24 protein-coding genes and 1 tRNA gene are annotated in these 25,348 nt (G+C 44.5%); 10 read left to right on the forward strand and 15 right to left on the reverse strand.

Annotated elements, in window-relative coordinates; genetic code table 11:
• Positions 1-214 precede the first annotated feature (214 nt).
• The 9 genes from OL444_RS00170 to OL444_RS00210 form a co-directional block, all read right to left on the reverse strand.
• A complete protein-coding gene (locus OL444_RS00170; protein WP_264735272.1) occupies positions 215-1,525 on the reverse strand; it encodes a lytic transglycosylase domain-containing protein in 1,311 nt (436 codons plus the stop codon).
• A 10-nt stretch (positions 1,526-1,535) separates the two neighbouring features.
• Entirely contained in the window at positions 1,536-2,981 is a 1,446-nt protein-coding gene (gatA, locus tag OL444_RS00175; protein WP_264735271.1) for an Asp-tRNA(Asn)/Glu-tRNA(Gln) amidotransferase subunit GatA, read from the reverse strand.
• A 63-nt stretch (positions 2,982-3,044) separates the two neighbouring features.
• Positions 3,045-3,278, reverse strand: a complete 234-nt coding sequence (locus tag OL444_RS00180; RefSeq protein WP_264735270.1) for a Sec-independent protein translocase subunit TatA/TatB — start codon at positions 3,276-3,278, stop codon at positions 3,045-3,047.
• A 210-nt stretch (positions 3,279-3,488) separates the two neighbouring features.
• Positions 3,489-3,836, reverse strand: a complete 348-nt coding sequence (gene rplS, locus OL444_RS00185; protein WP_127044102.1) for a 50S ribosomal protein L19 — start codon at positions 3,834-3,836, stop codon at positions 3,489-3,491.
• A gap of 118 nt (positions 3,837-3,954) precedes the next feature.
• The gene (gene trmD, locus OL444_RS00190; protein ID WP_264735269.1) at positions 3,955-4,626 is read right to left on the reverse strand and encodes a tRNA (guanosine(37)-N1)-methyltransferase TrmD; all 672 of its coding nucleotides are present in this window, start codon (positions 4,624-4,626) and stop codon (positions 3,955-3,957) included.
• 47 nt (positions 4,627-4,673) lie between these two features.
• The gene (rimM, locus tag OL444_RS00195; RefSeq protein ID WP_264735268.1) at positions 4,674-5,195 is read right to left on the reverse strand and encodes a ribosome maturation factor RimM; all 522 of its coding nucleotides are present in this window, start codon (positions 5,193-5,195) and stop codon (positions 4,674-4,676) included.
• Positions 5,196-5,336: 141 nt separating this feature from the next.
• Positions 5,337-5,798, reverse strand: a complete 462-nt coding sequence (gene rpsP / locus OL444_RS31745) for a 30S ribosomal protein S16 (RefSeq protein ID WP_307734751.1) — start codon at positions 5,796-5,798, stop codon at positions 5,337-5,339.
• Between the two features lie 108 nt (positions 5,799-5,906).
• Positions 5,907-7,232, reverse strand: coding sequence for a signal recognition particle protein (gene ffh, locus OL444_RS00205; RefSeq protein WP_264735267.1), 1,326 nt, complete (start codon positions 7,230-7,232; stop codon positions 5,907-5,909).
• Between the two features lie 216 nt (positions 7,233-7,448).
• Positions 7,449-8,315 carry a sigma-70 family RNA polymerase sigma factor gene (locus tag OL444_RS00210; RefSeq protein WP_264735266.1) on the reverse strand — a complete coding sequence of 289 codons (867 nt, stop codon included), beginning with the start codon at positions 8,313-8,315 and terminating at the stop codon, positions 7,449-7,451.
• Between the two features lie 364 nt (positions 8,316-8,679).
• Here OL444_RS00210 and OL444_RS00215 point away from each other — a divergent pair, with 364 nt between their 5' ends.
• The gene (locus OL444_RS00215) at positions 8,680-9,060 is read left to right on the forward strand and encodes an START-like domain-containing protein (RefSeq protein WP_264735265.1); all 381 of its coding nucleotides are present in this window, start codon (positions 8,680-8,682) and stop codon (positions 9,058-9,060) included.
• Here the strand turns inward: OL444_RS00215 and OL444_RS00220 are convergent.
• Positions 9,057-9,674, reverse strand: a complete 618-nt coding sequence (locus OL444_RS00220; RefSeq protein ID WP_264735264.1) for a hypothetical protein — start codon at positions 9,672-9,674, stop codon at positions 9,057-9,059. The genes OL444_RS00215 and OL444_RS00220 overlap by 4 nt on opposite strands.
• A 167-nt stretch (positions 9,675-9,841) precedes the next feature.
• On the opposite strand from OL444_RS00220, the gene OL444_RS00225 reads away from it, so the two are divergent.
• The 3 genes from OL444_RS00225 (at position 9,842) to OL444_RS00235 (ending at position 13,730) form a co-directional block, all read left to right on the forward strand.
• On the forward strand, positions 9,842-11,281 hold the full coding sequence (locus tag OL444_RS00225) for an LptF/LptG family permease (protein ID WP_264735263.1): 1,440 nt from the start codon (positions 9,842-9,844) through the stop codon (positions 11,279-11,281).
• A gap of 12 nt (positions 11,282-11,293) precedes the next feature.
• Positions 11,294-11,971 carry a phosphatase PAP2 family protein gene (locus OL444_RS00230; protein WP_264735262.1) on the forward strand — a complete coding sequence of 226 codons (678 nt, stop codon included), beginning with the start codon at positions 11,294-11,296 and terminating at the stop codon, positions 11,969-11,971.
• A gap of 124 nt (positions 11,972-12,095) precedes the next feature.
• The gene (locus OL444_RS00235; protein WP_264735261.1) at positions 12,096-13,730 is read left to right on the forward strand and encodes an ArnT family glycosyltransferase; all 1,635 of its coding nucleotides are present in this window, start codon (positions 12,096-12,098) and stop codon (positions 13,728-13,730) included.
• Between the two features lie 82 nt (positions 13,731-13,812).
• On the opposite strand, the gene OL444_RS00240 is transcribed toward OL444_RS00235, so the two are convergent.
• On the reverse strand, positions 13,813-14,544 hold the full coding sequence (locus tag OL444_RS00240; protein WP_264735260.1) for a superoxide dismutase: 732 nt from the start codon (positions 14,542-14,544) through the stop codon (positions 13,813-13,815).
• Positions 14,545-15,034: 490 nt separating this feature from the next.
• Between OL444_RS00240 and OL444_RS00245 the strand changes: the two genes are divergently transcribed.
• The 6 genes from OL444_RS00245 to OL444_RS00270 all read left to right on the forward strand — a co-directional run bounded on the left by OL444_RS00245 (position 15,035) and on the right by OL444_RS00270 (position 20,768).
• Positions 15,035-16,132 (forward strand): ThiF family adenylyltransferase, encoded by a 1,098-nt coding sequence (locus OL444_RS00245; protein ID WP_264735259.1) that lies wholly within the window; start codon positions 15,035-15,037, stop codon positions 16,130-16,132.
• 113 nt (positions 16,133-16,245) lie between these two features.
• On the forward strand, positions 16,246-16,875 hold the full coding sequence (locus tag OL444_RS00250) for a hypothetical protein (protein ID WP_264735258.1): 630 nt from the start codon (positions 16,246-16,248) through the stop codon (positions 16,873-16,875).
• Positions 16,876-16,990: 115 nt separating this feature from the next.
• Positions 16,991-19,108 (forward strand): sensor histidine kinase, encoded by a 2,118-nt coding sequence (locus OL444_RS00255; RefSeq protein WP_264735257.1) that lies wholly within the window; start codon positions 16,991-16,993, stop codon positions 19,106-19,108.
• A gap of 19 nt (positions 19,109-19,127) precedes the next feature.
• The gene (locus OL444_RS00260; protein ID WP_264751992.1) at positions 19,128-20,225 is read left to right on the forward strand and encodes an ATP-binding response regulator; all 1,098 of its coding nucleotides are present in this window, start codon (positions 19,128-19,130) and stop codon (positions 20,223-20,225) included.
• Complete coding sequence (locus OL444_RS00265) at positions 20,209-20,628, forward strand: response regulator (RefSeq protein WP_264751993.1); 420 nt, start codon at positions 20,209-20,211, stop codon at positions 20,626-20,628. The genes OL444_RS00260 and OL444_RS00265 overlap by 17 nt, the downstream gene beginning before the upstream one ends.
• 67 nt (positions 20,629-20,695) lie before the next feature.
• A tRNA-Ala gene (locus tag OL444_RS00270) sits at positions 20,696-20,768 on the forward strand.
• A 194-nt stretch (positions 20,769-20,962) separates the two neighbouring features.
• On the opposite strand, the gene OL444_RS00275 is transcribed toward OL444_RS00270, so the two are convergent.
• From OL444_RS00275 to OL444_RS00290, 4 genes are all read right to left on the reverse strand, one after another.
• A complete protein-coding gene (locus OL444_RS00275) occupies positions 20,963-21,706 on the reverse strand; it encodes a DNRLRE domain-containing protein (protein ID WP_264751994.1) in 744 nt (247 codons plus the stop codon).
• Between the two features lie 559 nt (positions 21,707-22,265).
• Positions 22,266-23,846, reverse strand: coding sequence for a hybrid sensor histidine kinase/response regulator (locus tag OL444_RS00280; protein ID WP_264751995.1), 1,581 nt, complete (start codon positions 23,844-23,846; stop codon positions 22,266-22,268).
• A gap of 73 nt (positions 23,847-23,919) precedes the next feature.
• Positions 23,920-24,504 (reverse strand): chemotaxis protein CheB, encoded by a 585-nt coding sequence (locus OL444_RS00285; protein WP_264735255.1) that lies wholly within the window; start codon positions 24,502-24,504, stop codon positions 23,920-23,922.
• Between the two features lie 15 nt (positions 24,505-24,519).
• Positions 24,520-25,347, reverse strand: coding sequence for a CheR family methyltransferase (locus OL444_RS00290; RefSeq protein ID WP_264735254.1), 828 nt, complete (start codon positions 25,345-25,347; stop codon positions 24,520-24,522).
• Position 25,348 lies beyond the last annotated feature (1 nt).

Below are 25,348 nucleotides of genomic sequence, written 5' to 3' on the forward strand. Positions count from 1 at the left end.
TCAGCTTCCAGGTAAAAGGGGTGGTATCCTGTTTGGATACCACCCCTTTTACTTGAAGCAATAACAAGGGAGTATCTGCTGCTTAAAACAAGTACGCATTCCTTTACCGGGATACCCATCGCTGGTCTCCGGTTAACAGTATAAATTGTATATAAATGCAAAACGGCTGTATCAAATAATGATACAGCCGTTTTGCTATAAGGTATACCGGAGATTATCTCTTTTTATGTGTTTTCTTTTTTCCGGTAGTTGTTTTCGCTTTTTTGGAAGCCGCTGATTTCTTAGCGGAGCTGTGTTTTCTGGAAACGGAATGATGTTTCTTACCTGCACCGGAAACAGTAGTCGTTTTCTTCGCTACCGCATTTTTTTCCGGCATTTTAGCTGGTGGCGGGAACTTCGATCTGTCTACACCGGTGGCTTTATCATCCAGGGTGAGTTGCACCGATTCTTTCAGCATTTCGTCTTTCTCCGCCATAAACTGCTTCATCTTCTCTTTCGGAATACGCAGGTCATAGCTGTTTTCAGCACTAGCCATAGCTTTGGCGAAACCCGGATTGAAACGATCCAGTTCTGCTACAGGCATGTCCAGCTTTTTAGCGATAGCTTCCAGGCGGTATTTACCACTCACATTGATTTCTACGGTATTGTAAATTTCGTCTTCGGTCAGTGCACCTTTAGATACAGTAGCATAGGAAGCCGTTACATTTTCAGTAGGCTGTGCCAGGGCAACTGTGTTATCGTCGCTTACACCAAAGAAGTTGTTGAAACGATCCAGGATGTAACCGGTAGCGATAAATTTGTACACATGATTGCGGGTTTCTGCAGGCAGGAAATATTGCATGCCCCAGAAGTCTTCGCGGCCGCTGGCTTTCATGGCACGTTGTATGCCGCCGGGACCACAGTTGTACGCTCCTACTACCAGCAACCAATCTCCAAACTGGTCGTATAACCGGGTCAGGTACTGGGCTGCTGCCATCGTAGATTTATAGAAATCCTTTCTTTCATCCACTTTCTTACCTACGTTCAGACCGAAGATACGGGCGGTGCCGGCCATAAACTGCCAGGCGCCTACTGCCCCTACCCTGGAACGGGCGTTGGTATTAAAGCTGGATTCGATAACAGCCAGGTATTTCATTTCCTCCGGAATACCATGTTCCCGGAAGATTTTTTCGATCATTACAAAATAAGGCTGGCCCCTGTCAACCATCACCTGCAGGTGCTGGCCGTACCGGGTAGCATAATTGTTCACATAACCTGCAACGAGGTTATTGTTGATCTGCTCATATACTTTCGCGCTGCGAATAGTATTGGGCAGGCTTTGCGCTGCTTGTTTTACCGCTACAGTGGTCGGTGTGGCCTGAATAGTGGTATCCTTAGGTAAACGCACCTTATGATTCACTCTTACAGTGGTATCGGGTGCATTTACAGCATACACCGTCTCTTTAGGATTGCTATTGCGCCCCAATACTTCTACACTTCCTAAACACAATGCTGGCAACAGCAGTAGTAAAAAGATTCTTGTCATACAATTTATTTTAAACAACAGTAACCTGCTCTTTAGCCATTAATTGGTTGGCTATTTGCAACAGGCTCGCTTCGTTAAACTTCTTTGTGATGATCTGTACACCATAAGGCATTCCGTTTGAATGCCGGTACAAGGGAACGGAAATAGCCGGAACCCCTGCCAGATTTGCCAGTACCGTATAAATATCTGCGAGGTACATAGCTATAGGGTCATCCATCTTTTCCCCTATCTTAAATGCTGTGGATGGCACAGTTGGCATTAAAATGGCGTCGTACTGCTCTAAAATATCGTTGAGTTTATCGGTAACCAGACGCCTAACTTGTTGTGCCTTAGTATAATATGCGTCATAATATCCCGCACTTAGTACAAAAGTCCCGAGTAATATACGACGTTTTACTTCTTTACCAAATCCTTCTGATCTGTTTTTTTTGTAAAATTCTGTCAGATCCAGGTTCTGTTCGTTTGTTCTGTGTCCAAATTTCACCCCATCATACCGGGACAAATTGGAGGACGCTTCCGCTGTAGTGAGCACATAATAGGCTGGCACTACATAATCCAGGTATTCAAAACTGCTCCCGGAAACGGTATGTCCTAATGTCTGCAATTCCTCAAAAAAGTCGATGTAGCGATCTTTCATCTCTGCATCTAATCCGTCATGGTACTGCGCATCTCTTAAATACGCGAATTTGAAGGATTTATTGTCTGTAAGATGTTTTTGATAATCAGGTACTTCCTTTTGAGAAGCCGTACTATCAAACTCATCCGGTCCTGCCATCACTTGTAGAACTGCCGCCACATCGGCAATATCCTTGCCAAAGATGCCTATTTGATCAAAAGATGACGCGTAGGCGATTAATCCGTACCGGGATATGCGACCATAAGTGGGTTTCAGGCCCACTATACCGCAAAAATCGGCCGGTTGGCGAACAGAGCCGCCAGTGTCACTTCCCAGACTCACCTGACAAAGGTCTGCCTGTACTGCTACAGCTGATCCACCGGAAGAGCCGCCCGGTACCCGGGAGTTATCCAGTGCATTCAACGTAGGGCCAAATGCGGAATTCTCATTGGTAGATCCCATCGCGAACTCGTCGCAATTCAGGTTACCAATGATAATGGCATCAGCAGCCAGTAGTCTTTCTACTGCCGTAGCAGAGAAAAGAGAAGTAAACCCTTCCAGTATATGGGAAGCGGCATTTATATTATGGCCTTTATAGCAGATTACATCTTTAATACCTACCACCACACCTGCCAGGGCACCTACCGGTTGTCCGTTTTTTATACGTTCATCCAGTTCACGTGCTTTCTCCAGCGCCTCCTCCTCAAATACTTCCAGGAAGGCATTCAAATGTTTTAACTGTGCTATCCGGTTCAGGTAATAGCGTACCTTCTCCGTGCAACTTGTGCTGCCGGCGTATAATGCTTTATGGAAAGTAATTATACTGCTGAATTCAGACAAAGCTAAATCAGTTAAAGATGAAATAAATCAGGGTTCAATACTCCAAAGCGGCAAATCAATATATTAACCGTTGTGAGCTGGCGTATCTTTCGCAGTAGCCAGTGGTGTATCTGTAGTGGCTGGTTGTGCAGGCTGAGCGGGTTTTTCTCTCATGCCTTCTTCAATTTCCTGACGCACATTGTTTTTGGCGTCATTGAACTCACGGATACCTTTACCCAGGCCACGCATTAATTCGGGGATTTTTTTACCTCCAAACAGCAACAAAACCACCACGGCAATCAGCAACAGCTCAGACATACCTATATCCTGAAGAATTAAAAAAGATGATTTTACAAAAACAGCAGTCATTATCTTAAAAGTTTATAAAGTTCTGCCGGCAAAGATAGCTGATAAAATCGGGTTTTTCACCCGTATCGGTATCTCCCGGAGATATTTAATACCATTTTAAGCATACGAAAAAAGCGGAACCGGATGGCCCCGCCTTTAACAAATTTCCCTGTATTTATACTAAACCCTTTTTTCTTTGATACGGGCTTTCTTACCAGCGCGCTCACGCAGATAATAAAGTTTCGCTCTTCTTACTTTACCTACCTTGTTTAACACGATACCATCGATGTTAGGAGAGTAAAGCGGAAACAGTCTTTCCACACCAATGCCATCAGAAATTTTTCTAACGGTGAAAGACGCAGTAAACCCTGTACCCTGGATTTTCACCACATCACCTTTAAAGGACTGAATCCTTTCTTTATTACCTTCCACGATTTTATAATTGACAGTGACGTTGTCGCCTGCTTTAAACTTCGGGTACTGTTTATTTGCTGTCAGTTGTTCGTGAACAAACGAAATTGCGTTCATCTTTCAAATATTTATGGGAGTGCAAAAGTAAGTCAAGAAATAGCATTTACCAAATTAAAAAACAACAAATCTGCTGTTTGGTAAATAATACTCTCATTATAACTTATAAATCATTCATTTACAATAGATCCGGGCGACGTTCCCGGGTTCTGTCCAGGGCTTGCTGGTGCCGCCAGTCATCAATTTTTTTATGATCACCGCTCAGCAGGATATCCGGTACTTTCCAGCCCCGGAAGTCTACCGGCCTGGTATATACCGGTGGTGCCAGCAGATTGTCCTGAAAAGAATCAAATAAAGCGCTGGTTTCATCATTCAGTACGCCGGGCAGCAACCGCCCGATCGCATCTACCAAAACAGCTGCCCCCAGCTCACCGCCGGAAAGCACATAATCCCCGATGGAGATCTCTTTGGTAATAAAATGATCCCGGATACGCTGGTCGATGCCTTTATAGTGGCCGCAAAGCATCAGCAGGTTGCCTTTCAGCGATAACTGATTGGCCATTTGCTGATTCAGCGTTTCCCCATCGGGCGTCAGGTAAATGATTTCATCGTACTGCACTTTGGCCTGTAACGACTCAATCGCATTTACAATCGGCTCCAGCATCATGACCATGCCTGCCCCACCGCCAAACTGGTAGTCATCTACCTGGTTGTGTTTCAGGGAAGAGTACTGCCGCAACGGATGCAGGTGTACTTCCAGCAACCCTTTGGCCTGTGCTCTTTTCATGATGGAATGGGAAAGCGGACTTTCCAGCAGTTCCGGTAATACCGATATGATGTCAATACGCATCTTTATTAACTTTTAGCAGCCGGCCGGGGGTAATCCACCGTGTACGGCTAGGCTGTGTATAATTCAATCAGGCCATCCGGCAGGTCCAGGTATACCACCTGGTTTTTCTTGTCGACCTTAATGAGCGACTGTTCGTTGACCGGCAACAGGGCTTCTTTTCCCTTGATAAATACCTTTATCAGCACCTGCATGGGCATTTCGATCACTTCTTCAATATTGCCCAGCAAGCCATGCTGTTTATCTTCCACGGCAAAACCCAGCATCGCCAGGGGCGCTGAGGAAGCCGTCTGCTGTTTAAAGTCTTCTTCCTGCAGGTATACCTGTCCGGGCATCAGCTTATGGGCCGCTTCCTTACTGTCAACGCCTTCCAGCTTGATGTATACATGTTCGCTGTCCTTTACAGTGACGTTTTCCACGAAGTAGGGAATAAAGCTGTTTTTCCTTTCTTCCAGGAAGATAACGGTCACCCCTTTCAGGGCCGATCGTTTGCCTAAACTGTGCCGTAACAGCAGGTCGCCCTGCAGGCCATGTGCCGAAGCCAGTTTACCTATGCTGAAATAATTACTCATCTTTTAGCTTTTGGCTGTGGTCCGGTACCGGGCAGCCATTGAAGGGAATTGGTCAACCGGAAAGCGCCGGATGAAATTAAAAAAGGAAATATTTGCGGTTGCAAATATTTCCTTTCAGGTATTTGTTAAAACGTTGCCGTTTTATGCTTCTGTACCTTCTCCTTCTGCCGGAGCCTGGTTAGCCGGAGCTGGAGTATCTTCCACTTTTCTTACGATTGGTGCAGCTACTCTTGCTTTTTTGTGACCATCCCGACGGGCAGAAACTTTTTGTTCGTGTTCAGCCTGCCATTGAGCAAACTTCTGGTAAGCAGTAGGCTCATCGAACAGGTTCAATGTCACACCTCTTAACAGGTGTTTCAGATACAATACACCTTTGAAAGACAGGATTCTTCTAACAGTGTCGGTAGGTTGTGCACCTTTCTGCAACCAACGTAATGCTTTCTCAGTATCAATGTTGATGGAAGCCGGAACTGTTAAAGGATTGTAAGTACCAATTTTCTGGATGAATTTACCATCTCTTGGTGCGCGTGCGTCGGCTACTACGATAAAATAGAAAGGCCTCTTCTTTGCGCCATGTCTCTGCAGTCTGATTTTTACTGGCATAAATAAGTCGAGTTATTTTTTGCGAGTTAGGAAATATTGTTTAATTAGGGATGCAAATGTAATCAGTAAGTTGATATTTGCAAAAAAAATTTATATACGCCTGAATTATTATCGCATCATACCTTTCAAACCCTTGCCACCAGCGCCAAACTTATTCATCATTTTCATCATCTGGCGCATCTGTTCGAATTGCTTCATGAACTGGTTCACGTCCTGAATATCCTTACCGGAACCCTTTGCAATACGTTTGCGGCGGCTTCCGTCGATGATATCGGGGTTACCGCGTTCTGCTGCGGTCATGGAGTTGATCATGGCTTCAATGCCCTTAAAAGCATCATCGCTGATATCCAGGTCTTTTACCGCTTTACCTACTCCGGGAATCATCCCCATCAGATCTTTCAGGTTACCCATTTTCTTGATCTGTTGCAGTTGTTCCTTGAAGTCGTCAAAGTCGAATTGGTTCTGGCGGATCTTTTTCTCCAGTTTTTTCGCCTGTTCTTCATCGAACTGAGCCTGCGCGCGTTCTACCAGGGTGGTAATATCTCCCATCCCCAGGATACGCTGTGCCATACGTTCGGGGTAAAACACATCGAGCGTATCCATCTTTTCGCCCATGCTCACGAACTTGATGGGCTTTTCAACGGTGTATTGGATGGTCAGCGCCGCACCACCACGGGTATCACCATCCAGTTTGGTCAGTACCACACCGGTGAAGTCCAGCCGTTCGTTGAACGCTTTGGCGGTGTTCACCGCATCCTGGCCCGTCATGGAGTCTACCACGAAGAGGATCTCCTGCGGTTTTACCGCTGCCTTCACATTGGCTACCTCGGTCATCATCTGCTCGTCTACCGCGAGGCGGCCGGCCGTATCGATGATGATGATGTTGTATCCCTGTGCTTTGGCATGTTTGATCGCATTTTCAGCAATCTGTACGGCATTTTTATTTTCAGGTTCGCTGTACACCTCTACGCCGATCTGCTCTCCCAGCACTTTCAGCTGGTCAATCGCAGCCGGACGATAGATATCGGCAGCTACCAGTAAAGGTTTCTTTGATTTTTTGGTTTTCAGGAAGTTGGCCAGCTTACCGGAAAAGGTTGTTTTACCGGAACCTTGCAAACCAGCTATCAGCACAACCGTCGGATTGGTTTTGATATCGAATTCAGCTTCGGTACCACCCATCAGTTCCGCCAGTTCGTCTTTAACGATTTTTACCATCAGCTGACCCGGGGAAATGGAAGTCAATACCTTCTCACCCAGCGCTTTATCCTTTACCTTATCAGTAAATTCCTTGGCAATTTTATAGTTCACATCCGCATCCACCAGTGCACGACGGATTTCTTTTACGGTGGTTGCTATATTTATTTCGGAAATGCGGCCTTCCCCTTTAAGTTGCTTAAACGCGGAATCGAGCCTCTCTGATAATGATTCAAACATTGTCGGTTATTTAAACGGATTGCAAAAGTATAGTTTTTGGCTGAAAGCAGAAAGAGAACCTGGGAATTACCGCCAGACAAGCAAAGATTAGCGTCCGGACGGAGATCGCGTAAAAAAACAAAGCGAAGGGGAAGCTTTGTGTATACTTCCTTCTTCGCTCTGTTTTAAATATTATGATTATAACTAATTCAATCAAGGACCTGTCTGCAGGCATGGCTATCCCAGGTAGTTGCGCAACAACTTGCTACGGGAAGTAGTTCTCAGCTTTGTAATAGCCTTGTCTTTGATCTGACGTACCCTTTCGCGGGTGAGGCCAAACTTCTCCCCGATATCTTCCAGCGACATGGGATGTTCTACTGCAATACCAAAGTACAGCATGATTACATCTTTCTGACGGTCTGTTAAGGTGGAAAGGGAACGTTCTATTTCGCGGCGGAGTGAGTCGTGGTGATCCAGTTCCTCATCTGCACTAACGGCATTCGGATTTTCGAGTACATCCAGGAGGGAATTATCTTCCCCATCTACAAACGGCGCATCCATGGATACGTGACGGGCAGCTACACCCAGGGTAGCCTCTACTTCATCAGTATTGATTTCGAGGATGGTAGCCAGTTCGTCCGGAGAGGGTTCCCGTTCAAATTCCTGTTCCAGCTGGGAATAGGCTTTACTGATTTTGTTGCTCAATCCTACTTTGTTGAGTGGCAGCCTTACGATTCTGGACTGTTCGGCCAAAGCCTGCAGTATAGACTGGCGAATCCACCATACAGCGTAGGAAATGAATTTAAAACCACGCGTTTCATCAAAACGTTGAGCAGCTTTAATTAACCCCAGGTTGCCCTCATTGATCAGGTCACTGAGCGACAAGCCTTGGTTCTGATACTGTTTGGCAACGGATACCACAAAGCGCAAATTAGCTTTAGTCAGCTTTTCCAACGCTCTTTGATCGCCCTGCTTGATCCGGATAGCCAGGTTTACCTCTTCTTCCGGCGTAATTAAATCCACTTTCCCAATCTCCTGTAAATACTTTTCCAGGGACTGAGATTCCCTGTTGGTAATGGATTTAGTGATTTTAAGTTGGCGCATTGACATAGAGTCGGAACAGTTACAGGTTAAGAAAAAGTTAAGATTTGATGAATGCCTGACAAAAATAACTTTTTTTAGATAGCTCCCAAAAAAAATCTGGTGTTTTTAAATCATTTCCAAATAAAATCGATTGATCATTAAGCACTTGTAAATTTTACATAAAAACAGCCACTAGAGAGGGAAAAGCGGGAAAGTTTCCCTATATAGGCGCATCGCATTATGTTTTTCTCTAATAGTTATAGAAAAATTAAAGTGTATAAAGTTTTCTGAGATTCCTTAAAAAAAATCCGTAAATTATTTTGACAGAATAAAATATTTTCTATAATTGCAACTGGATGATATTGATTTACTAATTATTTGAGAGATGTCAAAGAAAGTGCTATATGAGTTAGAATTTCCGGTAAGGTGCTCACCCGGTATCCTGTATGAATTCTTGTCTACGCCCGCCGGATTGCAGGAGTGGTTCGCGGATAAAGTCGACTTCAGGGATAATGTTTTTTCCTTTTCCTGGAATGGCACTGCGGAGGAAGCTGAAGTACTGGAACAGGCTGAAGATGAATTCATCCGGCTTCATTGGACACATGCCCCCAAAGAAGAATATTTTGAGTTCCGCATACAAATTTCTGAAGTAACGAACGAAACCATCCTGGTGGTGAAAGACTTCGCAGAAAAGAAGGAAATCAAGGACCAAAGCCAGCTATGGGAATACCAGGTAAAAGACCTCTTCCATCGCATCGGGAACTAATTGCAACGTTTAACATGCAGCAAACTGAGCAGGGCTGCATAAGCCTCCGCTATTGCTGTTATTATTTCTCCCCATTGCTCCAGTGCAAAAGGTTTTGCCAGTTTAATGAAATCATGCCGGCCAACTAATCGTTTCCAGTCTTCAAAAGTCATTTCGCCTATGAGGGAATAGTTTCCATTTTCGAAATCATGCTCCCAGGGATCTTCCTGCACGTATACCTGAAACCCAGCCAAGGCCAGTTTTTCGTAACCGTTCACCAAAGCATCGCTGAAACGGACCTTTACCGTACCTGCCAGGTGCAGCGTACAACTAAAGTAATGCCCCCACCAGAACATCGTTCTGAAGGCAAATACAGCCGATTTATTGAAGTACCGCGGATAATCCAGCATTACCCAGGGCAGCTGTTTATACTGCTCTCCCTTCGAAATCTTACCTCCCTGTAACACCCACTCCGGATCAAAGGGAAAGTCAGTGGTCCGGTCATAAGCAGCCAACACTTCCTGTAACTGTCCCATCAACCCCATTACTTTGTCTATTGCGCTGTTTTTCAGCTCAATAACTGTCGGGCTGGACACAATGGCAGCTTCTGCTGGCGTCAAACAAAAATTTTCCATATAATTTAACGGTATTTTCAGGTGCTACTTACCATAGCTTTGTGAAATCATACTAACTTTACGGTTTAGTAGCTTTCCGATACTTTGCATATTTGTGAATAACCAAACGTTTAATCAGCAAAGTATACGAATATCGGGATTCCCATTTTTTTAATATAGCATTATCAGTGAAAAAACTCGACAAACTAATCATAAAAACTTTTCTGGGCCCCTTCGTTGCCACCTTCTTCGTAACCTTATTTGTACTGGTAATGCAGTTTCTCTGGAAGTACGTAGATGACCTGGTAGGTAAAGGCCTGGATACCGGCGTAATTATCCAGCTGATAGCCTATACCAGCGCCACCCTGGTAACGCTGGCGCTGCCACTGGCCGTGCTGCTTTCGTCTATCATGACTTTTGGTAACCTCGGGGAAAGTTTTGAACTGGTAGCGCTTAAATCTTCCGGTATCTCGCTGCTGCGTTTTATCCGCCCCCTGCTCTTCGTGTGCAGTATCATTGGCGTGCTGGCCTTTCTGTTTGCCAACTACGTGATTCCCGTAGCCAACCTGCAGGCCAAATCCCTGCTCTACGATATCACCAATTCCAAACCGGCATTTAACATCAAAGCCGGCGTTTTTTATCGCGATATTCCCAATTATACCATCAAGGTAGCCCAGAAAGATAAAGATAATCAGACCATTCATCAGGTGATGATATTTGACAATACTGCCGGCAGCGGCGGCGACAAAATTATCCTCGCCGAAAAAGGCCAGATGGTACTGACCGCCAACAAACGCTTTCTCTATTTCATCCTGGAAAATGGCTGGAGATATGAAGAACGCGGCAACCGGGGCTACACGGTTCCCGGCGACATGATAAGACTGGGCTTTAAAAAATACAGTAAGGCCTTTGACCTCAGCTCTTTCGCCTTCAACCGGCTGAACATGGACCTCTTTGCTTCCAACCAGCAGATGCTGAATGTACGCCAGCTGGATGTAGCCATCGATTCTCTCCAGAAGGTAGAAGCGCAATACAGTAAAACCGTTAATTCGTACGTGAGTACACGTTACCCATTCTATCGCTGGAAAGACACCGGTTGGGTAGCTACTGCCCCACCCCTGAAAACAAAAAACTTTGCCTCCGTCGTTCCTGAAAAGCACCTGCGCGCTGTAGTGGAAAGAGCAGAACAAAGTATCCGTGAAACCCAAAGTTCCCTGGAAAGTCCCACCCTGGAATTTGAAGACAAACACAATTCCATTCTCATGCACAAAGTAGAATGGCAACGTAAATTTACCCTCGCAGCGGCCTGCGTGGTGATGTTCCTCATTGGCGCCCCACTCGGCTCTATTATACGCAAAGGAGGCCTCGGTACACCATTGGTATTCGCGGTTATTTTCTTTGTAATTTTTAACGTGTTTTTCATGATTGGCGAAAAAATGGCCAGAAGCGGCGTGATGATGACCTGGTCGGGGATGTGGCTCTCAAACATAGTGCTGCTGCCGATTGCCGCTTTTTTAATTTATAAAGCCATGAATGATTCACAACTTTTTAATAAAGAGTATTATTTTCGTAGTATACAGAAAATGAAAAAGTTCTTGCAACGATTCAAGAAACAACCTACAATTTAAAAACGTACAGAATTGAAAACGCTGTTTACACTGTTCAGAAATAATCTTTATTTCTTCCTGCCCTTTCTGCTATGGCTTGCAGTGGGCGGGGTGTTGCTGGCAACCCACAGCCAAAGGGATTTATTCCTGAGCATCAACGGAGAACACTCCCACTGGGGAGATGTAATTGTGACCGGGTTAACTTACCTCGGTGATGGAATTATGTTTGGCGTAGTGCTGTTCCTCATGCTGGTCACGCAAAGGTTCAGATTGTTCTTCATTGGACTGGCCGTATTACTGTTGGTTACCCTGATTGTACAGGTAGCCAAACATTATTTCAATGCGCCCAGACCCATTATCTTTTTCGGAGATGAAGCATCTACCCTGGTACATACCGTGAAATGGGTGACTGTTCATTCCAGCTGCAGCTTCCCTTCCGGTCACTCCTCTGCGGCATTTGGCATGTTCAGTTTCCTGGCGCTTATTTCCAGCAATAAAAAACTGGGTATCGTATTTGTGCTGCTGGCCTTACTGGCAGGCTATTCCCGTATATATCTGGCACAGCACTTTTTTGCAGATGTATATGTGGGCAGTATTATTGGCACACTTAGCACCATTATTGTATATGGTTTCTTTAAATTCCGGGATACCAAAGGATCCCCGGAGTTATGTAGGGAGGCTTTGCTGAAAGCAAATACCTCCGCTGTGTAGAGAATTCACAGGTATTAGAAATAGTTGAATGACGGATTTGTGGGTAGATCTCCCGTATATCTACCTTACAAATCCGTTATTTATTATGGCTGGTCCTGTAGTGACAGATATTTAAAAAGACGGAATGAAATATTTATTGATTGCTTTGGTGGCTGCGTTGCTGTTCATACCTTTTCTGGGAGCTGTTCATTTGTTCGACTGGGATGAAATTAATTTTGCAGAAGCAGCCCGTGAAATGATTGTGTCGCACAACTATAGTCAGGTGCAGATTGACTTTAAACCCTTCTGGGAAAAACCGCCGTTGTTTATCTGGATGCAGGCGGGCAGTATGCTGTTATTTGGTGTCAACGAATTTGCAGCCCGTTTCCCGAATGCCATTATCGGTATCCTTACTTTATTGAGCTTGTATGGCATCGGCAAAAAATTATCAGATGATAAGTTGGGCTTATGGTGGGCATTGGTATATGCCGGATCCTGGCTGCCGCATTTTTATTTCAAGTCCGGTATTATTGATCCGGCATTTAACCTGTTTATTTTCGGAGCCGTTTATTTCGCCTATCGGATTGCCTTTAGCAACCAGCCGATGCGCATGGCCATTTTCAGCGGTACCAGCCTGGGTCTGGCTGTATTGACCAAAGGCCCCGTAGCCATACTGGTAGCACTACTCACCCTGCTGATCTATTGGATCTGGAATAAAGGTAAAACGGCGATCCGGCCGGCGCATCTGGGGCTCATTGCCTTGTTTGCCAGTCTGACTACCCTGCTTTGGTTCGGATATGAAATCGCACTGCATGGCTGGTGGTTCGTGAACGAATTCATTATCTACCAGATCCGGCTGTTAACCACAGCTGATGCCGGTCATGGCGGTCCGTTCTTCTATCATTGGATTGTGTTGCTGATCGGATGTTTTCCTGCCAGCACCTTCCTCTTCACAGCTTTTGAAGGCAGAAAAAAATCTATCTACCAGACGCCGCCCGCTCCTGAAATCAAGGATTTCAAAGTGTGGATGTGGGTATTATTCTGGGTGGTGCTGATCCTGTTTTCGCTGGTGAAAACCAAAATTGTGCATTACTCTTCGCTTTGTTACTTCCCGTTGTCTTTCCTGGCAGCATATCAGATCAACAAGTTATCAAGAGGTCGGCTGCGCCTGCGTGGCTGGCACATCGCCCTGTTGCTGGTAACCGGTTTACTGATAGGCAGCGCGCTTGTTTTGTTGCCGGTAGCTGGTATATATAAACACCTGCTCATTCCTCACATCGGGGATGCATTTGCAGTGGGCAACCTGCAGGCAGATGTATCGTGGGCACCTGGAGAAATGGCCTACGGTATCGCCTATATGATATTAATACTGGTGAGTGCGGGTCTGCTGCTACGCCGCAAAATTACAGGAGGGTTGTTATGTCTTTTCATCAGTACTATTCTGATGATTCAGGTAACAGTCGTACATTTTGTGCCGAAGATAGAACGGTATTCACAGGGAGCTGCCATTGATTTCTTCCGTTCTCTGCAGGGGAAAGATGTTTATGTGAAAGCACTCGACTATCATAGTTATGCCCAGCATTTTTATACCCGGGAACTTCCTCCTGCCAATCCGCAGTATTACCAGACCGATTGGTTACTGAATGGTGCAGTGGATAAGCCGGTATATTTCATCTGCCGTATTACAGACAGTGCGCCTTACCGTCAACATCCCAACCTCGAAGTCATCGGGGAAAAGAATGGGTTTGTATTTTTAAAACGCCGTACGGTACAGCCGTAATGTCAAAAAAAATGCATGATGCCGCAGGTGGTGGGTTTCCGCCTATACCTGTGGCATCATGCAGTTATCATGTAAGACCATCTTATACGATGGCAGCGTTATATCTTTTTTCTACTTCATCCCAGTTAATCACGTTCCAGAAAGCGTTGATATAATCCGGCCGTTTATTCTGGTACTTCAGATAGTAAGCGTGTTCCCACACATCCAGCGCCAGTATCGGCGTACCTCTTTGTTTCACAATATTTTGCATCAGCGGATTATCCTGATTAGGCGTATTGATAACGGCCAGTTTTTTACCGGGCGTTACAATCAACCAGGCCCATCCGGATCCGAACTGTGTTTTTGCCGCATCATTAAATTGCTGCTGGAATTGTTCCCATGATCCAAAAGCCTTGCTGATAAGCCCTTTCAGTTTATCAGACGGATTGGTTTTATTGGGAGAAAGCAAGGTCCAGAAGAGCGAATGGTTATAATGTCCACCGCCGTTATTGCGGATAGCATTATCTTTGTAGGTTATTCTACGCAGTATTTGCTCCAGTGTAAGGCTGGCAAAGGTGGTACCATTCACGGCATCATTCAGGTTTTTCACATATGCCGCGTGATGCTTATCATGATGGATTTCCATGGTTTGCCTGTCGATATTGGGTTCAAGGGCATCAAATGCATAAGGCAGTGCCGGCAATACAAAGGGAGCTTTAGGATCTGCCAGGAATGGTTTCGGGCTGAAACCAGTAGTAGCCAGGCTGCTTAAGGGAGCGCTTAAAACAGCCGCACCGGCAAGGCTGGTGAGTCTGAGAAATTCTCTTTTATTCATATTTAAATTTTTTTTATATACTAAAGAGGAGTTATAAAGATCGACGTAAACGGGGAAAAAAGCAACAAATATTACACCAGTCTGATTTAACAACGTGGTAGATAAAGCATCAGGGAAACGGGGAAAAATTTAGAGAAGCACTAATTTAATATCAAAATAAAGGCAAACTTTTACTTTCTTTTCTATTAAATTGCTATTTTACCTTATTTTCATGTGAATTATACACGCTATAATTGTGATTGATTTATAATTGCCAAACTTATTTATCCCGGGCTCTACAGGCAATAAAAGACAATAGTCTATTAACCCGCCAATGGCCAACGTAATAAATTAAGCGTGATAAATTAAATGCTGATTATATTTCATGATTTCATGCAGGTACTTTGTTGTAGCAAAGCATAACAGTTCACAACAACATTACATACAAATTGATATGTAATATAATCAAATCCAACGATATACTAAGACTACCTCGATAAAGCTGGAAAGTATGATACAAGCACATCTCAGGCAACAAAGAGACGAATCCAATGACTATCAGCCTGTTTTTTATGACCTGAGCCAGGAAAAAGACCATCAGGCCCTTGTGGCCTTGCTGGAAGCCCGGCCCTACATACGAATCAACGATAATATATATTCGCAGTTGCGTGAGTTGATGAAAATCAGGAATCCTACACAAAAGCTTACCCAGGAAGAGTCGGACGCAAAAATACAAGCCTATGTAGGCAACACACCACTTGAACAGTTTGGGATATGGGTATATTATCCCTGGAGTGACCGGGTAGTACACCTGGTAAATGAGGTAGATTTTATTGAATTACGCACCAGCAGGAATCAACATAAAATTACCGCAGCAGAAATAACATTACTCTCTACCAAAAAAGTAGGTATCGTAGGTTTATCCGTAGGACAATCAGCGGCACTGACCATTGCTATGGAACGTACCTGTGGCGAAATCAGGCTGGCAGATTTTGATAACCTGGAACTAACAAATATGAACCGCATCCGCTGCGGTGTGCATAATATCCAAACGAATAAAGTAATCATTGCAGCACGTGAAATAGCAGAAATAGACCCTTACATCCGGGTGAAATGTTACCCCGATGGCATGACAGAAAATAATCTGGAAGACTTTTTTCTGGAAGGCGGGAAACTGGATCTGTTTGTTGAAGAGTGTGATAGCGTAGATATAAAAATACTGAGCAGAATCAAAGCAAAGGAGTTAAAAATTCCGGTATTGATGGAAATGAGCGACCGGGGTATGCTGGATATTGAGCGGTTTGACCTGGAACCAGACAGACCTTTGCTCCACGGATTGATTCCTGAAGTAGATATTTCCACCCTGAAAGGTCTGACAGATGCGGAAAAATTACCCATTTTCAGTCCTATGCTGGCATTAGATAAGGTTTCTTCCCGTATGAAATTTTCACTGGGCGAAATCGGCAAAACAATTACCACATGGCCCCAATTAGCATCTGCGGTTGTACTGGGAGGTGCTATTATTGGAGATACCTGTCGCCGGGTATTACTGGATCAGCTAAAGAGTTCAGGCAGATATTACATAGATTTTGAGCAGTTGATTGTTTAACAGACTTATGCCTTTTATAAGCGCTATTCCGTAATGTCATGATTAATGTAAGGGTATTTAGGGCACCGGCTGACCCTGAGGCTTGCCTGAGGTTTTACAACGGTCACCTCAGGTTGCTGGAGATATACTTCGGTATTGCCCAGGTAACATCCGGTAGTGCAGATTGGATGCAACATGAAAATACAATTGTAATAATTGTTGAGGACGAAACACGTACCAAAACTTACGGGGGAGCGCGTGTACAGATAGCAGACGGCTTATTGCCACTGCCCATTGAAACAGCAATAGGCAAATATGATCCTAAAATATACTCTTATGTAAAAAATGGCAGCGCGGAGATCTGCGGCATGTGGAACTCAAAGGAGGTTGCCGGAATGGGTATCGGTAGTCAGGTACTGGCCCGCGTAGGCGTAGTACTGGCCGCCCAGCTACCTATCGATATTTTTCATGTGTTGTGTGCGCCGATTACTACCCGTGTAGGCAAACGCGTTGGATTCGTTATCGATGAATCACTGGGTAATAAAGGCACTTTTTTTTATCCGAAAGACGATTTCCTGGCTACCGCCATGGTTATCAATGATTGCTATAACCTGGATCATGCTGATCCCAAAGAAAAATTACTGATTGCCGACTTACGTGAAAATCTGGTACAAACAAAAGTAGAAGTGGGTCCCAAAGGTACCTATGAGGTAAATTATAATCTTAAAATTCCGACCCTTACCCCTTCTGCTACGCTTAAGTAATACGATCTTTGCCAACAATTAAGCTACCGGTAATTACCAGAAAACATATACATTTAAACAATATAATTTCGTTGAGATGTTGTCCAGAATAATTGCATTATGGTCAATCTTTGCCTTGTCACTTCTATTTACTGTAACGGTAACGGCCCAACCCATTCTCTATAATGGCGGCAAAACCCTGTTACAAATCGGTGGCAACCTGGAACTATACACAGACAAGACCAATACCCTCGAGCTGGCGGCAGTAAAACAACAACCCTTTAAACTATCCAGCCAGGATGTACCCAACCTGCAAATCACCCCTTATACGCAATGGGCCCGGTTTTCCGTTTTCAATAACTCTCAGCAGCAACACCTGATACTGGAAGTGGAATATCCTATCATAGACGATATCACCCTCTATGAAATACTGCCGGATGGCAGCACCCAAAGCAAACGCCTGGGTGAATTCACGTCTTACAAAAACCGGGGATACGATCACCAGAATTATCAGTTTGAGCTGAACATTCCTACTGGTACCACCCGGGAATACTATATGAAGGTAAAAGCAGGCGAACAACTGCAACTGCCGGTTTACCTCAGTGCACCGGAGCTGATCTCTGAAAAAAACAACCGACGGGAACTTATTTTCGGTATATACATTGGCGTTATCTTCGCCATGGCCTTTTATAATCTCTTCATCTATATATCCACACGGGATAACAGCTACCTGATTTATGTGAGTTATATTATCTGCGTAGGACTTACGCAGGCTACCCTCCAGGGTTATTCGTTCCGCTTTCTTTATCCGGACAGTCCCTGGCTGGCCATGCACGCCACAGTACTGGTACCCATATTCAACGGACTTACGGCCTTGTTCTTTATACAAAAGTTCCTGCATACCAAACAGAATTTCCCACTGGGGCATACGCTGATCAATATTGGGATCTGGCTGTATCTCCTGTGTTTTATTCCGACGTTCCTGGATATGTATACCTATGCACAGATTCTCGTACAGCTGGATGCTTTCCTGGCCGCAGTACTGGCCTTTGTAGTGGGTTACGGGGTAAGCCTGAAAGGCGTCAGTGCTGCCCGCTTCTTCCTGGTGGCATGGTCGATATTCCTGGTCAGCATCTTTGTATTTGTATTGCGCAATTTTAATGTATTGCCTTACAACAACTTCACCTTCTATGCCCTGCAAATAGGCTCCGGCCTGGAAGTACTGCTGCTGTCCTTTGCCCTGGCCCATAAAATAAACGTGTTCAAGGCAGAAAAGGAACATTCCCAGCAGCTGGCACTGACCATCTCCCTGGAGAATGAAAGACTGGTAAGAGAACAGAATATCATCCTCGAAAGCAAAGTAAAAGACCGTACAGAAGACCTCCAGGCCACCAACCTGGAACTCAACAATGCGTTGAACGACCTGAAAGACACACAAACACGACTGGTGGAAAAAGAAAAAATGGCATCCCTGGGTCAGCTGACCGCCGGTATTGCGCACGAAATCAACAATCCGATCAACTTCGTTACCTCCAACATCAAGCCGCTGAAAATGGATATCGCGGATCTCAGCGAATTGCTGAACCGTTACGACGAACTGGCTACCAGCACAGATATTCCTAAATCACTGGCGGGTATTGAAGCATTCAAAAAAGAAATTGATATCGATTATATACACGAAGAAATCTCCTCCCTTATCAAAGGCATCGAAGACGGCGCCACCCGTACGGCAGAAATTGTGAAAGGGCTACGTACGTTCAGCCGCCTGGATGAAAGTGAAGTGAAATCCATCGATATACACGAAGGGCTGGACTCTACATTGGTACTATTACGCAACGCGATCCCTCCGTACGTAAATATTGTCCGGGATTATTCATCTCTCCCCAAAATAGAATGTTATGCAGGGAAAATGAACCAGGTATTCATGAACATCTTTTCCAATGCACTGAATGCCATTATAAGCAAGCCAACACATCACGACGAGTTCATTTCCATCCATACCCGGCAGGAAAACGATAACATCGTTATTACCATCAAAGACACGGGTATCGGTATGTCGCAGGCTGTCAAGGAAAAAATATTTGACCCTTTTTTCACCACCAAAGATGTGGGAGAAGGCACCGGGCTGGGATTATCTATTGTATTCAGTATTATAGAAAAACATAAAGGTAAGATCATCGTGAATTCAGCGCCCGGAGAAGGAGCGGAATTTATTATATATTTACCCTTCAATATCACAACACACTTATCCTAATTTACCATAAGCTCTTTTGATGAAAGAAAACCGCATAAAAATATTATATATTGATGATGAGATTCATAACCTGAATGCGTTTAAAGCAAGCTTTCGCAGAAGTTATGAAATCTATACGGCGACTTCTGCACAGGAGGGTAAAGTGCTGTTAAAGGAGATCAATGTGCACATTATCATAGCGGATCAAAAAATGCCGGTATCTACCGGGGTGGAATTCTTTCATGAAATAAAGGATACCCTTCCGGAACCCATGCGTATTCTGCTGACCGGTTATACAGATGTGGATGATATTATTGATGCTATTAACAAGGGCCATATTTACTCCTATGTCAAAAAACCCTGGGATGAAAATGAGCTGCATAAAACCATTAATAACGCATATGAAATATACCGTACCCGCAAACAGCTACAGGAAAAAATAGAAGAGCTGGAGAAAACCAACGATGAGCTGAACCGCTTTATCTACTCCACCTCACATGACCTGCGGTCGCCGCTGATGTCTGTACTGGGTATCATTAACCTGTCGCGGTTAGACAATTCAGTTGTAGACCCCAATGGTTATATCAACATGGTGGAATCCTGCGTACTCAAACTGGACGGGTTTATACAAAAGATCATTGAATACTACCGCAATTCCCGGCTGGATGTGGAATATGAAAAAATAGATTTTGCCAACCTGCTGAATGACTGCATCACTGCATTCAAACCACAGAATACAGAGATCCGTTTTGAGACACATACTGAACAGACCATCGATTTCAGAGGAGACACCTTCCGCATCAGCGTGATATTAAACAATCTCATCTCCAATGCCGTCAAATACCAAAAACCGGGTGAAAGCAATCCGATGGTTAACTTAAGCGTTAAGGTAGAACCACACAAAGCCACCATCTGGATCCGGGATAATGGCATCGGTATATTGAGCGAACACCTGAACAACATTTTCAAAATGTTCTTCCGGTCCAAGAACAATAACAAACCTGGCAGTGGTATAGGTCTGTACATTGTAAAAGAAGCCCTCAGTAAAATAGGCGGTACGATTAACGTAGAGTCTAAGTACGGCGAAGGAACCCAATTTGAAATCAGTATCCCCAACAGAAATGAATTCGATACCTGACCTACGTGTCATATTGATAGATGACAACGAAATTGATTTAATGCTGCATGAAAAGTTGATCACCTTTCAACAAATCAGCAGAACCGTGCTCTCATTTGCCAACGCAAATAAGGCGCTGGAATTTTTATCGTCTAATATTACCCTGCCTAAAATTCCGCCTACGGTCATTTTGCTCGACATACAAATGCCGGAAATGGACGGATTCGAATTTTTGCAGGCTTTTGACAGCTATCCCTATAAAATCAAGTCGCAATGCCACATCATTATGGTGTCTTCTTCGCTTGATTACAGCGATATTACCCGTACCAACGCCAATCCGCTGGTATTACGTTTATTAAGGAAACCCTTGCTGCTAAAGGAACTGAGAGAAACCATCGAAGGAATTTTCAAAGATTTTTTATAAAATGTTTGAATTTCCGGGAAAAAATATATTTTTGCACTCCCGCAAGGGGAAAACGATAAAGACATATGGGGGATTAGCTCATCTGGTAGAGCGCAAGCATGGCATGTTTGAGGTGAACGGTTCGAGCCCGTTATCCTCCACCCAATTTAAAAACCCGCACTTACAGTGCGGGTTTTTTCGTATAGGTCAAATGCTATGGTGTTTTTCTCCTGTTATCCGTTCCCTACAGCCGCGGAACATTGATACTAAAAATTTGCTCCCACACTTTACCCGGGCATGCAGTTGCAGACAACAGCAGGCCCATGGCCCGTACAACAATAGTTAACAACACCATCTATATCTGGTAGGTAACCACCAGTTTCGGGCGCTTATTAGGATCTGCATTACGATGTCCTGTGAAAATAAGGCTGCGATAGTAAGCTTCTGTTTGCAACTGCAGACTGAAACCGTTATTCTGTCCGCTGTTGACGATGTCCTGTACCAATGCAGTAACGTTAACGGTTACACTGTAATTCCATTGGGAGGTAGAAGGAGGAATAGCGGTTGCATTGGTAGTAGTGGTAGGCGGCTGGTTATTCCAGGTAATGGCGCTTTCTGTCCATGCACTTGTTACACGTTTCAACCAGGCAGGGTTGGTGCCGCTGGAATTGTACGGAGAGCCGGGATAATAGGAATTACCTTGCGGGGCAGCGACGCTGGTGCTTACACCGGTTAAGGTAAGTGTAGCAGAAATGATGGTAGTACCCGCCGGAATAGACGCAAGACCATTGAATTTAAAGAACTCACGGATAGTACCAGGTGTACCCTGATAGGTCCAGGTGGCGATGAGAAAATCTTCCACACTACTAAAGTTGCTATTCACCCAGGCCGGGTTGCTGTTAACATGCGCATCTTCCTGGCTACCAGCTTTATCGTAGCTGCCACCGAGGGTAATGGTTTTCTCTCCATCTTTAACACTTGTATTGATGGCCTGATCATGCTGCTGAGGATGGGTATCTGTTGCCAGATCTTTCCGGCAGCTGCTCATCATGAGTGCTGCTATTACAGCGAGGGTAAGGAAAAGGTTTGAGATCTTCATACATAAAAGGTTAAGTGAGTAATAAAAAGATAGATGCAGGTTGATAGTAATGCCTGGCAAAAGCATCATCGCTGGTGGTCAATGGAAATAATATAAGATTTAAAAGGGCTTCCGGATAAATTCCAGGGTTAATACTGATCCGGATTATTTTGAGTTAACAGCATGTGGTATTGCTTAATACCATCAACACAAAGATAGAGATTCAATTTTCACGAACACAAAAAAAAGACAACCAGATAATTTCACTGGTATGATAATAACCTATTCTACCGAAATCCAATATCAGCGGATGTTTGCAGCGCTTTTTTTTTAAATTAATTCGCCGATATACGTATGACAGCAGGCCGCAACAGGTTGACATTTTTAATACGCAGGTACGCAAACACAGCAAGCATGCTGCATGATATAATGGCGCGTTTAACGCTTTCGTTTGCTTATTATACAACCGTCAAACTATCAGTCAATACAAAGCATCATACATCCACTGTCTCATAAAAGCGTTATACAAGTTATCCAAACTGATTATTCCGCTTTTAATGGCCTTTACTACCGGCCTACTCTACACCATTACCTTCCCCTGCAATACCGGCAATACCACTACAAATACGGCCCCCTCTCCTTCTGTACTACTGGCACTGATAATACCCTGATGCTTATCAATCACCTTCTTCGCAATAGCCAGACCAATACCCGTTCCTTCATAGAGATCTGGTGAATGCAGCCGCTGAAAAATGGTGAATATTTTGGAAAGATACTTTTCATTGAATCCGATGCCATTATCCCGGAAAGTAATCCGGCAATAAGTACCTTCCGGATCGCTGCTGCTATCCGCTTTGTTCTCTTTCACCAGCTCCCCGGAAATGGTGATTTCCGGCGCCATTTCGTTATGTGAAAACTTCAACGCATTACTGATGATATTCTGAAATACCTGTCTGATTTGCCCAGGTACAGCTTCTACACAGGGGATGTGCCCTACCCTGATCACTGCTTTCTTTTCTGAAATGGTGAGCTCCAGATCCGTCAGGATCTCCTGTACAATCGTATTCAGGTCTGTAACCTCATAGGTGCTTACTGCCGACAGGCGGGAATAACTCAGCAGGTCGTTGATCAGCTTTGCCATGCGTTCAGAGGCCTTTACAATCCGTTCCATATAGGACATGGCGCCTGGGTCCATCTGCAGAAAACGATCGCGCAGAATGGCCCCGAATAACTGAATTTTGCGCAACGGTTCTTTCAGGTCATGGGATGCGACGGAGGCAAACTGCTGCAGGTCGTGGTTACTGGCTTCCAGCGATTTATTAATATCAATCAGCTCTTCGGTTCTTTCCCGCACTTTTCTTTCCAGTATTTCACTTACTTGTTTCTGATGGGCAATATCTGTGAACGTACCAATCCATTTCACAATGGCAGCACCTTCCCGTACGGGAATCACCCGCAACAGGTGGCACCGGTAGTTATTATCGAGTTTGTCTTTCAGGTATACTTCTTTCTCCAACGGCGCACCGGCTATAATGGTTTCACGGAGATACTCCTCCATACTTTTCTCCATCGGCAACGTCTCCGGCAGCTGCTCAATATCATCGGCATATTTGAACCAGTTACGGTTGGCATATTCAATACGCCCCTCCACAGTCAGGGTAAAGGCAATCTGGGGCAGTACTTCCAGCGTAGTACGCAGCTCATTTACCTTTTCGCTGAGGGCAGCCTGGGCCAGTTTACGCACTTCCACTTCTTCCTTGAGTGACTGGTGCATATGTTTCAACTCCTGCGACTGCTGATACAACCGGGAAAATGTTTTCACCTTCATCAACAGAATATCCGGATCGATAGGCTTCGTGAGATAATCCATACCACCGGAATCATAGCCTTTTACAATAAAACGTTTGTCTTTATTGACAGCAGAGAGAAAAATAATAGGAATATCCCGGGCTTTGCTGTAACCGGAAATAGCTTCTGCTACTTCAAATCCGTCCATACTGGGCATCTGCACATCCAGTATGATGAGGGTATAACTATGTTTTAATATTTTTTTCAGCGCCTCTTCCCCGGAAGCAGCAGCATCCACTTCGAACTTATACAGTTCCAGGGTTTTTCTTATTGATAATATATTCTCCGGTTTATCATCTACAATTAAGATCATACACTATATATTTCTCAGGAAATCATTTACTGGCAGGTAGGTGGTGTAGCGCAACAAACCTCCTGCATTTTATTCAGCAACGGTTATCGACACCGGTAAAACTGTTGATAAACACCGGTACTTCTTCCGGTAGCAATACTTTTTCCACAGGAGCCATCAGGAGTGCCTGCCTGGGCATATAGTCCACTTCCGCGCTTTCAGGATCCTGTACCACGGTGATTCCGCCGGCTGCATATACGGCCGCCAATCCATTGGCGCCATCTGAGTTGGCGCCGGAAAGCAGTATGGCCGCCAGTTTACAGCCATAGGCAGCAGCAGCAGCTTCAAAAGTAACATCAATGCTGGGACGGCTGAAATTCACCTTTTCGGAATAGTCGAGCGAGAGGGAATGATCTGCTTCTATCAGTAAATGATAGTCTGCCGGCGCTATATAAATAACACCTGGCAACAATACTTCTTTTTCTTCCGCTTCTTTTACCCGTAACATTGTTTTGGCAGATAAGAGTTCTGTTAATACTGATTCATAGTGTGTTTGCCGATGCAACACAATAATGATAGCCGCCTGCAGTTTTACATCCAGTTGTGGCAGGATGGTCAGAATGGCCTGTAACCCTCCGGCCGAACCTCCCAATATAACCAGATATGGTGCAGTAGTCATGATACATATATTTAATCACCGGTGCATCTTCCGCCAGATTTTCTCCCTGTTCTCCAATTGTTTGAACTTATCGGTCACACTGGTGAAGTTAAGTGTTTCCTTGCTTCCCAGGGCAAGGAAACCCAACTGTTCCAGGCTGTCGCAAAACAGGTTTAATACTTTATCCTGTAATGTTTTATTAAAGTAGATCATTACATTTCGGCAGATGATCAATTGGAATTCATTAAAAGAACCATCTGTAACGAGATTATGCGGAGAGAAAATAATTTTCTCGCCCAGGTTTTCCCTGAATTTGGCATAATCATAATTGGCCGTATAATAGGAAGAAAAATCTTCTTTTCCGCCGGCTTCCATATAATTCCGGGAGTATTGCTGCATCTGGGAAATAGGGAACATCCCCTTCCTCCCTTTCTCCAGTACCCGCGTATTAATATCTGTTGCATAGATCACCGATTTATGCAACAGGTTAGCCTCCTGCAGTAAAATAGCAAAGGAGTATACCTCTTCTCCTGTGGAACAGCCGGCATGCCAGATACGGATAAAAGGATAGGTGGCCAGTACTGGTAACACCTGCGTGCGCAACGCATTGTAAAAGCCCGGATCCCGGAACATTTCGGTTACATTCACAGTTATTTCTTCCACGAAGCGTAAGGCGTAATCCGCATCTGAAATAATCCGGTAGCGGAATTCCGCAAAACTCGGAAACCGGTCTGCCAAAAACAGGTGATTCACTCTTCTGTTTATGGAAGCGTGTGCATAATCTGTAAAATCATATCCATATTTTTCCAGCACATCATTTAACAACAAAGCCACTTCCGGCTCACTAACAGGATTCCTGATCACA

The sequence above is a fragment of the Chitinophaga nivalis genome, from assembly GCF_025989125.1.
In the GTDB taxonomy this organism is placed as follows: Bacteria; Bacteroidota; Bacteroidia; order Chitinophagales; family Chitinophagaceae; genus Chitinophaga; species Chitinophaga nivalis.

What these genes read in the sequence shown, in the direction of transcription:
- OL444_RS00210 (WP_264735266.1), bottom strand. Translation starts at nt 8,315, where the DNA reads ATGCGCCAACTTAAAATCACTAAATCCATTACCAACAGGGAATCTCAG.
- rplS (WP_127044102.1), bottom strand. Translation starts at nt 3,836, where the DNA reads ATGAACGCAATTTCGTTTGTTCACGAACAACTGACAGCAAATAAACAG.
- OL444_RS00265 (WP_264751993.1), top strand. Translation starts at nt 20,209, where the DNA reads ATGAATTCGATACCTGACCTACGTGTCATATTGATAGATGACAACGAA.
- OL444_RS00245 (WP_264735259.1), top strand. Translation starts at nt 15,035, where the DNA reads ATGATACAAGCACATCTCAGGCAACAAAGAGACGAATCCAATGACTAT.
- OL444_RS00170 (WP_264735272.1), bottom strand. Translation starts at nt 1,525, where the DNA reads ATGACAAGAATCTTTTTACTACTGCTGTTGCCAGCATTGTGTTTAGGA.
- OL444_RS00215 (WP_264735265.1), top strand. Translation starts at nt 8,680, where the DNA reads ATGTCAAAGAAAGTGCTATATGAGTTAGAATTTCCGGTAAGGTGCTCA.
- OL444_RS00280 (WP_264751995.1), bottom strand. Translation starts at nt 23,846, where the DNA reads ATGATCTTAATTGTAGATGATAAACCGGAGAATATATTATCAATAAGA.
- OL444_RS00240 (WP_264735260.1), bottom strand. Translation starts at nt 14,544, where the DNA reads ATGAATAAAAGAGAATTTCTCAGACTCACCAGCCTTGCCGGTGCGGCT.
- rpsP (WP_307734751.1), bottom strand. Translation starts at nt 5,798, where the DNA reads ATGCCAGTAAAAATCAGACTGCAGAGACATGGCGCAAAGAAGAGGCCT.
- OL444_RS00285 (WP_264735255.1), bottom strand. Translation starts at nt 24,504, where the DNA reads ATGACTACTGCACCATATCTGGTTATATTGGGAGGTTCGGCCGGAGGG.
- ffh (WP_264735267.1), bottom strand. Translation starts at nt 7,232, where the DNA reads ATGTTTGAATCATTATCAGAGAGGCTCGATTCCGCGTTTAAGCAACTT.
- OL444_RS00235 (WP_264735261.1), top strand. Translation starts at nt 12,096, where the DNA reads ATGAAATATTTATTGATTGCTTTGGTGGCTGCGTTGCTGTTCATACCT.
- rimM (WP_264735268.1), bottom strand. Translation starts at nt 5,195, where the DNA reads ATGAGTAATTATTTCAGCATAGGTAAACTGGCTTCGGCACATGGCCTG.
- OL444_RS00260 (WP_264751992.1), top strand. Translation starts at nt 19,128, where the DNA reads ATGAAAGAAAACCGCATAAAAATATTATATATTGATGATGAGATTCAT.
- OL444_RS00220 (WP_264735264.1), bottom strand. Translation starts at nt 9,674, where the DNA reads ATGGAAAATTTTTGTTTGACGCCAGCAGAAGCTGCCATTGTGTCCAGC.
- trmD (WP_264735269.1), bottom strand. Translation starts at nt 4,626, where the DNA reads ATGCGTATTGACATCATATCGGTATTACCGGAACTGCTGGAAAGTCCG.
- OL444_RS00180 (WP_264735270.1), bottom strand. Translation starts at nt 3,278, where the DNA reads ATGTCTGAGCTGTTGCTGATTGCCGTGGTGGTTTTGTTGCTGTTTGGA.
- OL444_RS00275 (WP_264751994.1), bottom strand. Translation starts at nt 21,706, where the DNA reads ATGAAGATCTCAAACCTTTTCCTTACCCTCGCTGTAATAGCAGCACTC.